General features: G+C 60.0%; 13 protein-coding genes and 1 tRNA gene. 12 read left to right on the plus strand and 2 right to left on the minus strand.

Annotation, left to right across the window (positions count from 1 at the left end; translation table 11 throughout):
* The first annotated feature begins 71 nt into the window (after nucleotides 1-71).
* The 10 genes from AC1DK3_RS13710 (at nucleotide 72) to AC1DK3_RS13755 (ending at nucleotide 11397) form a co-directional block, all read left to right on the plus strand.
* The gene (locus tag AC1DK3_RS13710) at nucleotides 72-2297 is read left to right on the plus strand and encodes a RelA/SpoT family protein (protein WP_477192735.1); all 2226 of its coding nucleotides are present in this window, start codon (nucleotides 72-74) and stop codon (nucleotides 2295-2297) included.
* Nucleotides 2298-2354: 57 nt separating this feature from the next.
* On the plus strand, nucleotides 2355-2909 hold the full coding sequence (locus tag AC1DK3_RS13715) for a DUF2062 domain-containing protein (protein WP_477192736.1): 555 nt from the start codon (nucleotides 2355-2357) through the stop codon (nucleotides 2907-2909).
* Nucleotides 2910-2958: 49 nt separating this feature from the next.
* Nucleotides 2959-3774, plus strand: a complete 816-nt coding sequence (locus AC1DK3_RS13720; protein ID WP_477192737.1) for a pyridoxine 5'-phosphate synthase — start codon at nucleotides 2959-2961, stop codon at nucleotides 3772-3774.
* A complete protein-coding gene (gene acpS / locus AC1DK3_RS13725; protein WP_477192738.1) occupies nucleotides 3771-4187 on the plus strand; it encodes a holo-ACP synthase in 417 nt (138 codons plus the stop codon). Before AC1DK3_RS13720 ends, acpS begins: the two co-directional genes overlap by 4 nt.
* Nucleotides 4188-4386: 199 nt before the next feature.
* Entirely contained in the window at nucleotides 4387-5145 is a 759-nt protein-coding gene (gene lepB, locus AC1DK3_RS13730) for a signal peptidase I (protein ID WP_477192739.1), read from the plus strand.
* Nucleotides 5146-5166: 21 nt separating this feature from the next.
* A complete protein-coding gene (gene rnc, locus AC1DK3_RS13735) occupies nucleotides 5167-5874 on the plus strand; it encodes a ribonuclease III (protein ID WP_477192740.1) in 708 nt (235 codons plus the stop codon).
* Nucleotides 5867-6805 carry a GTPase Era gene (gene era / locus AC1DK3_RS13740; RefSeq protein ID WP_477192741.1) on the plus strand — a complete coding sequence of 313 codons (939 nt, stop codon included), beginning with the start codon at nucleotides 5867-5869 and terminating at the stop codon, nucleotides 6803-6805. Before rnc ends, era begins: the two co-directional genes overlap by 8 nt.
* A 21-nt stretch (nucleotides 6806-6826) precedes the next feature.
* Nucleotides 6827-7546 (plus strand): DNA repair protein RecO, encoded by a 720-nt coding sequence (gene recO / locus AC1DK3_RS13745; RefSeq protein WP_477192742.1) that lies wholly within the window; start codon nucleotides 6827-6829, stop codon nucleotides 7544-7546.
* 639 nt (nucleotides 7547-8185) lie between these two features.
* Nucleotides 8186-9163: a hypothetical protein gene (locus tag AC1DK3_RS13750; protein WP_477192743.1), complete on the plus strand. Its 978-nt coding sequence runs from the start codon at nucleotides 8186-8188 to the stop codon at nucleotides 9161-9163.
* Nucleotides 9164-9378: 215 nt separating this feature from the next.
* Entirely contained in the window at nucleotides 9379-11397 is a 2019-nt protein-coding gene (locus tag AC1DK3_RS13755) for an acetyl-CoA carboxylase biotin carboxylase subunit (protein ID WP_477192744.1), read from the plus strand.
* A gap of 173 nt (nucleotides 11398-11570) precedes the next feature.
* Here the strand turns inward: AC1DK3_RS13755 and AC1DK3_RS13760 are convergent, their stop codons facing one another.
* On the minus strand, nucleotides 11571-12419 hold the full coding sequence (locus tag AC1DK3_RS13760; protein ID WP_477192745.1) for a LysR family transcriptional regulator: 849 nt from the start codon (nucleotides 12417-12419) through the stop codon (nucleotides 11571-11573).
* 243 nt (nucleotides 12420-12662) lie between these two features.
* On the opposite strand from AC1DK3_RS13760, the gene AC1DK3_RS13765 reads away from it, so the two are divergent.
* Nucleotides 12663-13040, plus strand: coding sequence for a hypothetical protein (locus AC1DK3_RS13765; RefSeq protein WP_477192746.1), 378 nt, complete (start codon nucleotides 12663-12665; stop codon nucleotides 13038-13040).
* A gap of 102 nt (nucleotides 13041-13142) precedes the next feature.
* On the opposite strand, the gene lipB is transcribed toward AC1DK3_RS13765, so the two are convergent.
* Nucleotides 13143-13952: a lipoyl(octanoyl) transferase LipB gene (gene lipB / locus AC1DK3_RS13770; RefSeq protein ID WP_477192747.1), complete on the minus strand. Its 810-nt coding sequence runs from the start codon at nucleotides 13950-13952 to the stop codon at nucleotides 13143-13145.
* A gap of 148 nt (nucleotides 13953-14100) precedes the next feature.
* Here lipB and AC1DK3_RS13775 point away from each other — a divergent pair.
* Nucleotides 14101-14187, plus strand: a tRNA-Leu gene (locus AC1DK3_RS13775).
* The last annotated feature ends 113 nt before the right edge of the window (nucleotides 14188-14300 follow it).

Here is a 14300-nt window from a genome sequence, read left to right on the forward strand (position 1 = left end):
CTCGCACTGATCCACTTTAATGTGTGCTGCGTCTTCGGTTACGCTTGCGCACTGAAGGAGTGCGGCGGGTCATGATGCGGCAATACGAACTCGTCGAGCGGGTTCTCAAGTACGATCCAAAGGCGGACGAGGCGCTTCTCAATCGCGCCTACGTCTATGCCATGAAGGCGCACGGCCATCAGAAGCGTGCGTCGGGCGCGCCCTATTTTTCGCATCCGCTGGAAGTGGCGGCCATTCTCACCGATCTGAAGCTCGACGACGCAACGATTGCGACGGCGCTGCTTCATGATGTGATCGAGGATACGGATGCGACGCGAACCGAAATCGATCAGATGTTCGGGCCGGAGATCGGCAGCCTCGTCGACGGCCTGACGAAGATCAAGCGCCTCGATCTCGTTTCCAAAAAGGCGGAACAGGCGGAAAACTTCCGCAAGCTTCTAATCGCGATCTCGAGCGACATCCGCGTGCTTCTCGTCAAGCTCGCGGACCGTTTGCACAACATGCGGACGCTCGAGCACATGAGGCCCGAGAGCCGCCGGCGCAATTCGGAGGAGACGCTCGATATCTACGCGCCGCTCGCCGGCATGATGGGTATGCAGACGCTCCGCGAGGAACTCGAGGATCACGCTTTTCGCTGGCTGCATCCGGAAGCCTACGAAGCGCTCACCGAGAAGCTCGCGGAAATGCGCGAGCGCAATCGCGGGCTCGTCGAAGAGATCCGTCAGGCTATCGCGCGCAAGTGCCTCGACGCCGGCATCAAGGCCGAGACGTTCGGGAGAGAGAAGAAGCCTTATGCCATCTGGAGCAAGATGAAGCATAAGCAGATCAGCCTCGAGCAACTCTCGGACATCTACGGCTTCCGGGTCCTCGTGAGTTCGATCGAAGACTGCTACCGGGTGCTCGGCATCGTGCACACGACATGGAGCACCGTTCCAGGCCGCTTCAAGGATTACATATCCGCTCCGAAGCGGAACAATTATCAGTCGATTCACACGACCGTTTATGGTCCGCGTCATCAGCGCGTCGAGCTGCAAATCCGCACTTCCGACATGCAACATATTGCCGAGTTCGGCGTCGCGGCTCACGCGCTCTACAAGGATCAGCAGCACGGCCTCGTGAACGGGCATGAGTTCGAGGCCGGCATAGACGGAGACGACAGCCCCTATGGCCGCCTCCGCGTGATGATTTCTTCGCTGCTCGAAGCTGCGAACCCGGAAGAATTTCTCGAGCATACGAAGCTCGAGCTTTTTCACGACCAGGTTTTTTGCTTCACGCCGAAGGGCCGGCTCATTGCGCTGCCGCGCGGGGCGACGCCGCTCGACTTCGCGTATGCGGTGCACACGGACATCGGCAACGAGGCCATTGCCGCCTACATCAACGGCCGGCACGTTCCCATCGATACGCATCTGCGGAACGGCGACGAAGTCGTCATCGAAACATCGAAGGGGCACATCCGGCCGGCCGCGTGGGAAGCCTTCGCCGTTACCGGGCGTGCGCGGGCGGCGATACGAAGAGCGGCGCGGGAAGCTGAACGGCGGCGTTTCATCGAGCTCGGGCGGCAGCTCGTCAATTCCACGCTTGCCGGACTCGAGGTCGATTACTCGGAAGAGAAGGTTAAGGCCGCGGCGCCGAAGATCGGCTTCAAGACAGCCGATGATCTACTGGCGGCGATCGGGCGGAACGATATTTCGCTTCAAGACGTGGTTGCAGCCATCCTGCCGCAAGGGCAAGCGCCGGGAGACGAGGGCTATAAGCCGACGCGGCGGTTTGGCCGCGCCCGGGACCAGGAGGGCTGGTTCAATATCGAAAAGGTCAACAGCCTCAAGTTCCGCACGGCCGAGATCGACAACACGACGGCGGTTTCGATCGGCGGTCCGAGCCAGGAGTTGCCGGTTGCGTTCGAGCCCGGAGGCGCGGTTCCGGGGGACCGGATCGTCGGCGTCATGGCTCCGGGCGAGGGGATTCGCGTCTTTCAGATCCATTCACCACGTCTGAAGGAGTACGAAGAAGAGCATTGGATCGACGTGACCTGGGACGTCGATCCCGAGCGGCCGCAGCGTTTTCCGGCCCGAATTAGCGTCACCGCGGTCAATGCGCCCGGTTCACTGGCCGAAATCGCCAAGGTGATCGGCGAGACGGGTGGCAATATCGACAATATCAAGATGGCGCGCCGTGCTGCAGACTTCACGGTGATGCATATCGAGCTCGAGGTTTTCGATTTGGTGCATTTGAACCACATCGTCGCCGGACTCAGGGCGAAATCCGCAGTTGCGAAGGTGGAACGGCTGTTCGAGTGAGCTATTGTATGCGTTTTGGATAGTTGCTTTTCTAAGAGTCGATAGGATCGTTGTGGGTTGAACGAGAAGCTTACAGCATCGGGAGAGCGCGACGGTCCCAGGCTGTTCAATACAGCTGCCGTGCGCGCGAAAATCCGGTTCTTCTGGCGGCGAGTACTTCTTCTTCGCGCGACGCCGCATCAGGTGGCGCTCGGCTTTGCGATCGGCGTTTTTAGCGCCTTTACCCCGTTTCTCGGCGTCCAGACCATTCTCGCCTTTGCGCTCGCGTTCGTCCTTCGCGTCAGCATGCCCGCTGCGGTGCTCGGGACCTTTGTCGGCAATCCTCTGAGTTGGCCGGCTATCTGGAGCGGGTCGTACTTCGCGGGGGCGCTTCTTCTCGGGCAGGATCCCGCCTACGCGGCCGATCATTTTACCGATACGGCCAACGCGCTCGGCGCGACGTTGAGCGCTCCTTCGCCGGAGACGCTCAATACGGCCGTCGATTATCTATCTCCGATCGTCGAGCCGATGATCGTCGGTGGTCTTCTCGTCGGCTTGATAGCGGCGGTGTTTAGCTACTATCCTACACGGCGGGCGGTGCGCGTTTTCCAACGGCACCGCAGGCTCCACTGACCGATCGGCGGCAGGGCAGTTCTTTCCTCATCATTGGTGGCAAAAGCACGTGGCGGTTAACCGTAAGCTCCCGGAAACCAGTCAATCGACGACAACGCCCGCTCGCGCGTTGCGGCTCGGCGTAAACATCGATCATGTCGCGACGCTCAGAAATGCGCGCGGTGGTGTTCATCCTGATCCGCTGCGCGCGGCTCATCTCGCGATCGAAGGGAGCGCCGACGGCATCACCGCGCATCTGCGCGAAGATCGCCGGCACATTTCCGATAGCGACATCACGCGGCTCAAGAACGAGCTGACGCGGCCGCTCAATCTGGAAATGGCGGCAACGGACGAGATGCTGGAGATTGCGTTGCGCCATGTGCCGAACGCGTGCTGCCTTGTGCCGGAAAGGCGCGAGGAGCGAACGACCGAGGGCGGCCTCGACGTCAGAGGGTCGGCGAAATCTCTCGAGCCATTGATTGCCAAACTCAAGGATGCCGGCATTCGGGTATCGTTGTTCATCGAGCCCGATCTCAAGACGATCGAGGCGGCGTCGGCAGTCGGCGCCGACATTGTCGAGCTTCATACCGGCAAATATTGCCATCTCGCTCTCGACCACGATGCGGCTGGCGTCGTCCGCGAACTCGAGCGGCACAAGAAAGCGGCGCATGCCGCGGCGTCGGCCGGCCTCGAAGTTCATGCCGGGCATGGACTTACCTACAACACGGTGCAGCCGATTGCGCGCATCCCGGAAATCGTGGAGCTGAATATCGGGCATTTCCTGATCGGGGAGGCGATCTTCGGCGGCCTTTCCATGGCCGTCCGGCGCATGCGCGTGCTGATGGATGAGGCGCGAGAAGCGCTCTCCATGCGGGGAGCGGGATGATCATCGGGATCGGCAACGATCTTTGTGATATCCGGCGGATCGAGCGAACGATCGCGCGCTTTGGCGATCGTTTCCTCAACCGTGTATTCACGGCGGAAGAGCGCCGGAAGGCATTCTCACGGGCGCATTCGGCTCGAACTTTCGCAAAGCGGTTTGCGGCAAAGGAGGCTGGTTCGAAGGCTCTTGGGACCGGATTTCGCTACGGTGTGCATCTCAAGGACATCGGCGTCGTGAATGCCGTGTCCGGGCGTCCGACATTGGCGCTCACGGGGGGCGCGGCCGATCAGCTCGCGCGATTGATACCGACGGGCTTCAAGGCCCGCATTGACGTCACTTTGACGGACGAATATCCGATGGCCCAAGCCATCGTGATTATTTCCGCGGTAAGAGATCAGGAAAATCAACGCGACTGACCATTTCGCCGCGGCTATAAACGTCTTGGACGCGCTAAGCTACATGGGCGGTCCGCCAGCGTTGAGTAGCTGTTATTCCTTACGGTTTTGTCAGGTTTGTAGCCGTCGTTGCGGCTCAGGGGCAAACTCGCTATAGCGGACCGCCTAACAAGAAGCGAGCCCCGGCCAATGCCGCCTGGCGGCCCAGAGGAGCCTGCGGATGAGCGTTGGTATTAAGACGTCGAGATCGAGTTGGTTTGAAACACTCGTCATCGTCGTCGAAGCACTCGCCATTGCGATGTTCGTCCGCATCTTCTTTTATCAGCCGTTCAATATCCCCTCGGGCTCGATGAAAGAAACGCTGCTGATCGGCGATTACCTTTTCGTTTCGAAGCTATCCTATGGCTACAGCAAGTTTTCGTTCCCGTTCAGTCCCAACATCTTCGAAGGGCGGATCTTCGGCGCCGAACCGAAGCGGGGCGATGTCGCCGTCTTCAAGCTGCCGCGGGATAACTCGACCGACTACATCAAGCGGGTCATCGGCCTGCCGGGCGACGAAATTCAGATGAAGAACGGCCAGCTCTTCATTAACGGTGCTGCCATTCCCAAGGAGCCCGCGGGCGAATTCACGACGTTCGAGGAGGGCCGGGAGCGGACCATTCCGGTGTTTGAGGAGACACTTCCGAATGGCGTGAAGTACAAAGTTCTCGATAGCGACCCGAATGGACCCTATGACAACACGGGAGTCTACAAGGTTCCTGAGGGTCACTTCTTCATGATGGGTGACAATCGCGACAATTCCACCGACAGTCGTGTTCGAAGCGCCGTCGGGTTCGTCCCTTATGAGAATTTTATCGGTCGTGCCGAGATCATCTTCTTCTCCGCTAAAGTCGATGAGCCCGATGCCTTCCGGTGGTATGCGCCCTGGACGTGGCCGTTTGACATCCGCTGGGACAGGTTCTTCAATCTCGTGCGGTGACCGCCACGCGGCATTTGCGCCATGCTAAGACCTCGGAAGTTCAAAGAACTCGAAACCAAACTGGGATATAAGTTCAAGGATCCCGCGCTCTTGGAGCGTGCGCTGACGCATGCGAGCGTTCGCGGCGGGAAAGTTGCCCGGTTCGATAACGAACGCTTGGAATTCATCGGCGATCGCGTTCTCGGTCTTGCGATCGCGGAGGCGCTCAACGGGCAGTATCCCGATGCGAGCGAGGGCGAACTCGCCCGGCGTTACAATCGCCTCGTCCGCGGGGAGGCCTGCGCCAAGGTCGCTCGCAACATCGGGCTCGGCGACCATCTCATTCTTTCGGAAAGCGAAGCCGACAGTGGCGGCCGAAACAAAACAACGATCCTTGCCGATGCCGCGGAAGCCCTGCTCGGTGCAGTATTCATCGACGGCGGGTTCGAGAAGGCGCGCGGCGTCGTCAACCGGCTCTGGCGCGAACAATCCGAACTCGTTCCGGAAGTGTCGGTCGATGCCAAATCGGCCTTACAGGAATGGGCGCAGGGTCAGGGGCTGGCACTCCCTCGATATACGGTCGTCGCGCGCAACGGGCCGGATCACGCGCCGCGATTTACGGCCGAAGTCTTGATCGCGGGTAAGGCGCCCGCACAGGGCGAGGGGGCATCGAAGCGCATTGCTGAGCAGGCCGCAGCAACTGCTCTTCTAACCCGAGAAGGCGTAGGAGCGCGCATAGGCGATGTCTAACAATACTACAGGTTCTGCACCGGTCGAGGCAGCCGACCAGCGATGCGGGTTCGTTGCCATCATCGGGCCGACCAATGCCGGCAAATCGACGCTCGCCAACGCGCTTGTCGGCGCGAAGATAGCGATCGTCTCTCACAAAGTTCAAACGACCCGGGCGCCCATTCGCGGTATCGCGATTGAAGGCAACAGCCAGATCGTTTTCATCGACACTGCCGGCATCTTTGCTCCGAAGCGCCGTCTGGACCGAGCGATGGTCGACGCGGCATGGGGCGGGCTCGAAGACGCGGATGCGGTTCTGCTCGTCATCGATGCGGCAGCCGGCATCGACGACGATGTAAAGGGCATCATCGAGCGGCTCAAATCAGCTCGCATGAAGAAGATCGTCGTGTTGAACAAGATTGACCGCGTGGACGACAAGCCGAGGCTCTTGTCGCTCGCAAAAATGGTCGATGAGCAGCTCGCTCCCGACCGCATTTTCATGATCTCGGCGACGGAAGGTCAGGGCATCCAGGATCTCAGATCCTATCTCGCCAATCTCGTACCTCCGGGGCCGTGGCACTATTCGGAAGACGATGTCACCGATGTGCCGATGCGGACGCAAGCGGCTGAGATGACGCGCGAAAGCGTCTATCGCTTCCTGCATCAGGAGCTGCCGTATACGACAACCGTCGAGACCACGGACTGGAAAAGCCTGAAGGACGGCTCGGCGCGCGTCGAACAGACGATTTACGTCGAACGCGACAGCCAGAAGAAGATCGTGCTCGGCAAGGGCGGCGATACGATCAAGAAAATCTCGAGCACGGCCCGGCATGCGATCGAGGAAATGGCAGGCCACCGGGTGCATCTGTTCCTATTCGTCAAAGTGCGAGAGAACTGGGAAAGCGACCCTGAGCGTTATCGGGAAATGGGTCTGCCTTTCCCCAAATCGTAAGGCGCCGGTACCTGAGCCCATATGCAATGGTCCGATGAAGGCATTGTTCTTTCGGTAAAGCCCCACGGCGAGACTGCGGCGATCGTCGATCTATGGACGAGAGCACACGGCCGGCACATGGGGCTCGTGCATGGCGGCCGCTCGCGACGGCTGCGTCCTGTTCTTCAGCCGGGCAACCACATCGATGCGGAATGGAAGGCGCGTCTCGTCGACCAGCTCGGGAGCATGAGCGTCGAGATGCGCCGCGCTTTCGCCGCCGAGGCGATGGATGACGCGCAGGCATTGATGGCGCTTTCCTCCATCACGACCCTCACGCGGCTTCTCCCTGAGCGCGATCCGCATCCCAATCTTTACGAGATCACGCTGTTCGTTCTCGGCTTTCTCAATGATGCGACCGTGTGGCCGGCGCTTCTCGTCAGATGGGAGATGGCGCTCCTCGATGAGCTTGGCTTCGGCCTCGATCTCAGCCAGTGCGCGGCAACGGGGAGCAACGATCAGCTTATCTACGTTTCGCCGAAGTCCGGTCGCGCCGTCTCGGCATCGGCGGGCGAACCCTATCGCGACAAACTCCTGGCGCTTCCTCAGTTCCTGACGAAGCAGCGATCCGGCGCGGTGACGACGCAGGACGTCAGTCTCGGGTTTGCGCTCACCGGGCATTTCATCGAAAAGCATCTTTTACTCCCGCGCGGAGAAACGCTCCCGCAATCGCGCGCGCGGCTCGTGTCGCAGCTTGCGGCCTGAAGTTCGATCGCGGGAATTTTTTCGCGGTCACCGACGCTTATTCAATCGCCGCGGCGACGGATGTCCGGGTGGCATTCGTTCTTCTTTTAACGACTGCGAAGCGAAGTGATTGCGGGATCACGCGGCTTTGCGGCGAGCGACCGAGCCGCGGAGGTTTTGCCTCCTGCCGGCAGGAGCAATTCCACTGGCCGCGTGCGCCCAGAACCGCACTCAGCCGGATGAGCCCGTTCGGAAATCCCCCCTTCCGGACGGGCTTTATTATTTGCGATGATTTTTGCTTGCGTCCGGCGACTCCCCTCTGGGGAGCCGGCCGCCGGACGCGAGTGTCCGAGAGGCCCGGGAGAGCCTTCAGCAACCATTCATTCTGAGGTGTAGATAACTCTTTTCGAAACTTACCCGTCGCGCACGCGGGAGCATGACGGGAGGTTACGGGGGTCGCAGCGGGGAGCTGCGGCCCCCGAACGTCTTTAGCTGTCTGTGATGGTCGCGCCACAGTGCCATCGACGGCCCTTTTGGGTGTCCAATTTCGTGCGGCTCTTAAGTCGCAATTAAGTATCACGACCTACGCTTCAGTCCATGTAGTTGGCCTGGGTGTGGGGGCATTCGATGAGTGGGCTGCGGTCGCTGCCGATAAACGAGATGTTAAAGCGTCAAACGATCGGGTTGACCGATATTTTGCATTTGCGGCGCGTCTTTTATGATGATGGCATCATCTCGGCGGATGAAGCGGAAATTCTCTTCGCGCTGAACGACGCTTGCCATGCGTATCACGTCGAGTGGCCCGAATTCTTCATCGAGGCCATCACCGATTATATCGTCTATCAGGAAGCGCCGCGCGGCTACGTCACGGCCGACAACGGTCATTGGTTGATCGATCGCGTTTCCAGAGACGGCAAGGTCAACACGAAGACCGAGCTCGAACTTGTCGTCAATGTCCTCGACAAGGCGCGCTGGGCGCCGGTCAGTCTCGTCAAGTTCGCGCTGGAGCAGGTGAAGCACGCTGTCGTCGACGGGGCGGGTCCGCTGCGCGATGGCAAAGCTCTCGAAGCCCGCACGATCAGCGAAGGCGAGGTCGATCTTCTCCGTCGCATGCTTTACGCCTTCGCGGGTGATGGGAACGTCGCGGTGACGCGCGCGGAAGCCGACGTGTTATTCGATATCGACGAAGCGATTTCGGCGTCCGCGCCCAATCCCGCATGGACCGATCTCTTCGTTAAGGCCATCGCGAACGTCATGATGGCGGCATCGGGCTACGCAGTTCCCTCGCGTGAGGAGGCGCTTCGGCAGGAAGCGACCCTCGAGGAGCCGGAAGAGCAGACGTCCGTTCTCGCCGCACTCCTGGCGATGGTGCAGTCGAACTTGGCTTCGGTGCAGGACGCCTATCACGATCAGACGGCAGAGGAGCGGGCGCTGGCCCGGCTCGAGCATCAGCGCATCGAGATCATCACGCATGAGGAAATCACCGAAGCGGAGGCGACTTGGCTCGTCAGCCGTCTCGGACGCGACGGCCGCTTGAGCCCGAGCGAGAAGGCGCTGGTCTCCTATTTGAATCAGGAAAGCCCGCGGATTCACCCTGTCCTCACCGAGGCCGTCTGCCGGCTCGGCGACGCCGCCTGAGGCGTTAACCCGTCTCTCTTCAGCGACCGCCAGACCCGCCGGGTGAACGGCGGTCGCCAACGATCTTTAGGCGTGCGGCAGCGGATCGCACAGCTAGTGGCATCGGGCTACTCGTGGCGTGTTTACGACGCCTTCCACACCCTCTAGAAGGGCGTGTTGCCTTGCGACAAGCTGAGGCACTTGAAAGTGCTTACGGGAAGGACCGGGACCCGCCGATGTTCAAGAAAATTCTGATTGCCAATCGCGGTGAAATCGCCTGCCGCGTTATCAAGTCGGCGCGCAAAATGGGCATCAAGACGGTCGCGGTCTATTCGGATGCCGATCGAGACGCCCTTCACGTCGAAATGGCGGACGAGGCTGTCCATATCGGTCCCGCGCCCGCCAATCAGTCCTACTTGCTGATGGATAAGATCATCGCGGCCTGCAAAGCGACGGGCGCCGAGGCGGTTCATCCGGGCTACGGATTTCTCTCGGAGCGCGAGGCGTTTCCGGTCGAGCTTCAGAAAAACGGCATCGTCTTCATCGGGCCCAATCCGAGAGCCATCGCTGCGATGGGTGACAAGATCGAGAGCAAGAAGGCGGCCGCCGCCGCCAACGTCTCGACCGTCCCCGGCTACATGGGCGAAATCAAGGATGCTAAGCACGCGGTCGAGATCGCGAACCAGATCGGCTATCCGGTCATGATCAAGGCCTCCGCGGGCGGCGGTGGCAAGGGTATGCGCATCGCCTACGACGCAGCAGAAGCGGCGGAAGGTTTCGAGCTTGCCCGTTCCGAGGCCAAGTCGTCGTTCGGAGACGACCGTTGCTTCGTCGAGAAGTTCATCGAGAACCCCCGCCACATCGAAATTCAGGTGCTGGGCGATAAGCACGGCAACGTCGTTTATCTCGGCGAGCGCGAATGCTCCATTCAGCGCCGTAACCAGAAGGTCCTCGAGGAAGCGCCGTCACCGTTGCTCGACGAGAAGACCCGCAAGGCGATGGGCGAGCAGGCCGTCGCCCTCTCGAAGGCCGTCGGCTACGACAGCGCCGGCACCGTCGAATTCGTCGCCGGCCAGGACCGCTCGTTCTATTTTCTTGAAATGAACACGCGTCTCCAGGTCGAACATCCGGTGACGGAACTCGTGACCGGCATCGACCTCGTCGAGCAGATGATCCGGGTTGCGGCTGGCGAGAAGCTTCCGTTCAAGCAGGCGGACATCAAGCTCAAGGGCTGGGCCGTCGAAAGCCGGGTCTACGCTGAAGATCCGTTCCGGAATTTCCTGCCTTCGATCGGCCGTTTGGTTAAGTACCGGCCTCCGGCTGAAGGCAGCAAGGACGGCGTCACCGTTCGGAACGACACCGGCGTCTTCGAGGGCGGCGAGATCTCGATGTATTATGACCCGATGATCGCCAAGCTCGTCACGCATGCGCCGACCCGAGAAGAGGCGATCGATGCGCAAGCGGCCGCTCTCGACGCGTTCTATATTGACGGCATTCAGCATAACGTGCCGTTCGTCTCAGCGATGATGCAGCATCCGCGCTGGCGCTCCGGCAAGATTTCGACGGGCTTCATCAAGGAAGAATACCCGGAAGGATTTGTGCCCCGGGCGCCCGAGGGCAAGGATTTGATCACGCTCGCCGCGGTGGCGGGGACGATCGATCATCTCGGCAATACGCGCCGCCGCGACATCACGGATCAGATGTCGGGCCACTCGGTCAGCTTTGCCAAGCGCCGTATCGTCAGGATCGGATCGGCGCAGGTCGAGCTCGAAGTTCTGGGCGTGATTCCTGGGCCTTACTACGTGTCGATCCTCGACGGCGACGGCCAGCCGACGAAGACGATGGAGATCACGTCGGAGTGGTGGCCGGGCGAACCCGTCTGGTTTGGTACGGTCGACGGGGCAGATGTCGCCGTTCAGGTGCGTCCAATTTCCAACGGCATGACGCTTTCCTATCGCGGCATTCAGGCGCCGACGTACGTTTACACGCAGCGAGAGGCCGAGCTTGCCGCGCTGATGCCGGTCAAGGTTGCGGCCGACATGTCGAAGTTCCTGCTGTGTCCGATGCCGGGTTTGGTCAAGGCCGTGAACGTTTCCGAGGGCCAAGAGGTCAAGGCAGGAGACAATCTGGCGATCGTCGAGGCCATGAAGATGGAGAACATCTTGAAGGCCGAGCGCGACGGCAAAGTGAAAAAGATTGCCGCGAAACCCGGCGACAGCCTTGCCGTCGACGCGGTCATCCTCGAGTTCGCCTAAGTTTTCCGGTGTGTGGCTGGCGGGTCCACGTCTGCGGGGCCTGCCGCCCAAGAGAGATCACATTGCGCTTGGCGGCATCACATTGGCGATGCCGGCCGCCGGGGAAGAGATTACTTTTGTGCCTGGCGACTCCCCTGTGGGGAGCCGGCCGCCAGGCAAAAGACAGATAGCGATCAGCCGAGCTTCGCGGCCGCTCGCCTCAATCCCCGCAGAATAGGCTCGTATGCCTCTTCGTTCCGCGTTTCTGGATAGACCATATAGACCGGGTAAACGAATTTTCTTGCGCGTTTGGGCTCTCTCACCCGGCCGCGCGCGATCAGTTTGCGCACCATTCGCGCCGGAAAATACCCCGAGCACTCGTTCGCCAGAAGATAATCGAGGCCCATCGGTCCGAGATCGAGACTGATCGCGGGGTTGGCGTGCTCCGGAAATGCGGCCGCGTGATCCTGCAGGAAATCGGCGCCCCAATCGACGAGCAGATAGTCGTTAACTCCGCGCCGCGCTGACGGTTTCGCCGAGGAAACCAAAACAAACTCTTCGTCAAAAAGGTGTTCGATGGTCAGGCCCGGGGGAGGCGAGGGCCGGTACATGATCGCGAGATCGAGCGTTCCTTCTATCAAACGCTGGCTCAATATCAGTGACGAGCCGGCAGTCGCGGAAACGGCGATCCCGGGGATCTGAACCCTCAGTCCCGTGACCCATTTCAATAGGAATCCACCCCAAAGGCTCATCGGTGCGCCAACCGAGACGTGCTCGGGATGCTGATCGGCGAGCGAGACCTGCAGCTGAGCCTGCTGCCAAACGCGGACCATCGCGAGCGCATGCTTCTGGAAGAGTTCCCCGGCGCCGGTTAGTTCCGCGCCGGACTTGGAACGCGTGAAAAGTGGCCGTCCCAACAGGTCTTCGAGGCCTTTGATGCGTGCGGAGACGGTTGATTGGGTAATGTTCAGTTTGCGTGCGGTGTCGACGAAGCTTCCAGTCTCAGCGACGACGAGAAAAGTGCGAGCGAGATTGACGTCCATCGCGTGTGATCCTCATCGAGGCGTGGAAAAACTCATCTATCGAAATTTCCGATATCACCAAACGTCAAATTTCGTTTGTGCATTGTCTTGAATCTTATCAATGTCAAGTCGACCTGACTCGAGTCGGGTCGACAGACGTGCGTCTGTCAACGATCAAACGGAAGGACGATTCAAAATGGCTAAAGCTGCAAAGAAAGCCGCCAAGAAGGCCCCTGCCAAGAAGGCAGCTAAGAAGAAGAAGTAATGAATTTCTGCCGCGATCGCAGGAGCGGCCGTTTTGACCTTCTGGCTCTTACGGCTAGCGCGATCGCAGTTCTTCTTATGACCTCGGCTGCTTCTGCAGCCACGATTACCAACCGAGGTGATAACGAGGTCAAGCTCACCATCACCCAGGGCTCATCTCACCAAGATGAGATTCTGCCAATAGGTAAGGTGATCGACGGGGTCTGTCAGAAGAGCTGCATCATCCGCCTTAACGATAGTGTGAATGCCGAGTACGAACTCGAAGGTTCGGAAAGCGTCTCGGTCGAAGAGGGATTTCTCTACTACGATTCTCCCGAAAAGGGGCTCGCGCCGCCCGCTGGCAGCGCCTCGAAAGCGGGAGAGAGGAAGATAAGGTAGAGAAAGGTTGCGGCATCGCCTGTTTGGCGCTTGTGTCCCCATCGGATGCAGGCGCCTTTTTCTTTTTGGGGCCGCGATCGGGGGCGATCGTCCGCTTTCAGACTAGATTTCCAGCGCTTTGCCCGGCTCAACGAGCCTCGTCGGTCCGAAAATCTGTTGAAAACTTCCGCGTAGTGCGACGTCGACATCATAAAGCGTCACGGGCAAGCCGAGGTCCGCCAAGCTCGTCACGCCATGATCGCGGATGCCGCACGGGACGATCCCGCTAAACTGGGAGAGATCCGGGTCGACGTTGAGGGCAATGCCGTGGCTCGATACCCAGCGGCTAACGCGCAGACCGATCGCGGCGATCTTGTCCTCGATCATTTCGCCCTTTGACGGCCGTCTCACCCAGATGCCGACGCGATCACGCCGGGTTTCGCCCGTCACGTTGAACTCGGCGAGGGTGTTGATCAGCCATGTTTCCAGACGAGTGATAAACTCGCGGATGTCGCGGCCGCGCGTTTCGAGATCAAGCATCACATAGACCACGCGCTGACCCGGGCCGTGATAGGTGAACTGACCGCCGCGGTTCGTTTGATAAACAGGGAGCGAACCGGAATTCAGAAGGTCCTTTTCCTTCGCACCCGTGCCGGCCGTGTAGAGCGGCGGATGTTCCAAGAGCCAGACCAGTTCCTTCGCTCGGCCCTCCCGGATCGCCGCCGTCCGTCGCGCCATGATGTCGAGGGCGCGATCATATTCGACGTAGCCATTGCTAACGGTCCAATCGACGGCGGCAGACGAGTTTGCAATCGATATTTTGGATGGCATCGGCGTTAATCTGGATGGTTCATTGACGATGGCGGACCTCGAAAATGGGCGAAACGACCGCTGTTTCGACGGCTCGGCGCGGAGCTTTCGTGACCCGCCCATTATATAGAGTGAGTCCGAGCCGATGAGTTCGACATGATCCTGTCAAACTGCCGCTTGCGTTTGTGGAAGGGCTCTGTTACGTCGGCGTCTTCGCGGGACGGGGCAACGCCAAGCCCTTCGCGAATTCCAGATCTTACGGGTCTGAACTGCGGTTGTGGCGGAATTGGTAGACGCACTACCTTGAGGTGGTAGCGCTGGAAACGGCGTGAAGGTTCGAGTCCTTTCAACCGCACCATTAATTTTCAAGTGCTTACGTACTTGAGCAAGGCTTCCATCCGGAGCCGTCCGCCAACTATTGGCGGGCGGGCTCCGTTTTTTTTTGTGCCGATGCTCGTCCGGTGGCGTGGT

It is taken from the genome of Hyphomicrobium sp. 01T421, assembly GCF_056398805.1.

What these genes read in the sequence shown, in the direction of transcription:
- AC1DK3_RS13710 (WP_477192735.1), top strand. Translation starts at nt 72, where the DNA reads ATGATGCGGCAATACGAACTCGTCGAGCGGGTTCTCAAGTACGATCCA.
- acpS (WP_477192738.1), top strand. Translation starts at nt 3,771, where the DNA reads ATGATCATCGGGATCGGCAACGATCTTTGTGATATCCGGCGGATCGAG.
- lepB (WP_477192739.1), top strand. Translation starts at nt 4,387, where the DNA reads ATGAGCGTTGGTATTAAGACGTCGAGATCGAGTTGGTTTGAAACACTC.
- rnc (WP_477192740.1), top strand. Translation starts at nt 5,167, where the DNA reads ATGCTAAGACCTCGGAAGTTCAAAGAACTCGAAACCAAACTGGGATAT.
- era (WP_477192741.1), top strand. Translation starts at nt 5,867, where the DNA reads ATGTCTAACAATACTACAGGTTCTGCACCGGTCGAGGCAGCCGACCAG.
- recO (WP_477192742.1), top strand. Translation starts at nt 6,827, where the DNA reads ATGCAATGGTCCGATGAAGGCATTGTTCTTTCGGTAAAGCCCCACGGC.
- AC1DK3_RS13750 (WP_477192743.1), top strand. Translation starts at nt 8,186, where the DNA reads ATGTTAAAGCGTCAAACGATCGGGTTGACCGATATTTTGCATTTGCGG.
- AC1DK3_RS13755 (WP_477192744.1), top strand. Translation starts at nt 9,379, where the DNA reads ATGTTCAAGAAAATTCTGATTGCCAATCGCGGTGAAATCGCCTGCCGC.
- AC1DK3_RS13760 (WP_477192745.1), bottom strand. Translation starts at nt 12,419, where the DNA reads ATGGACGTCAATCTCGCTCGCACTTTTCTCGTCGTCGCTGAGACTGGA.
- AC1DK3_RS13765 (WP_477192746.1), top strand. Translation starts at nt 12,663, where the DNA reads ATGAATTTCTGCCGCGATCGCAGGAGCGGCCGTTTTGACCTTCTGGCT.
- lipB (WP_477192747.1), bottom strand. Translation starts at nt 13,952, where the DNA reads ATGGGCGGGTCACGAAAGCTCCGCGCCGAGCCGTCGAAACAGCGGTCG.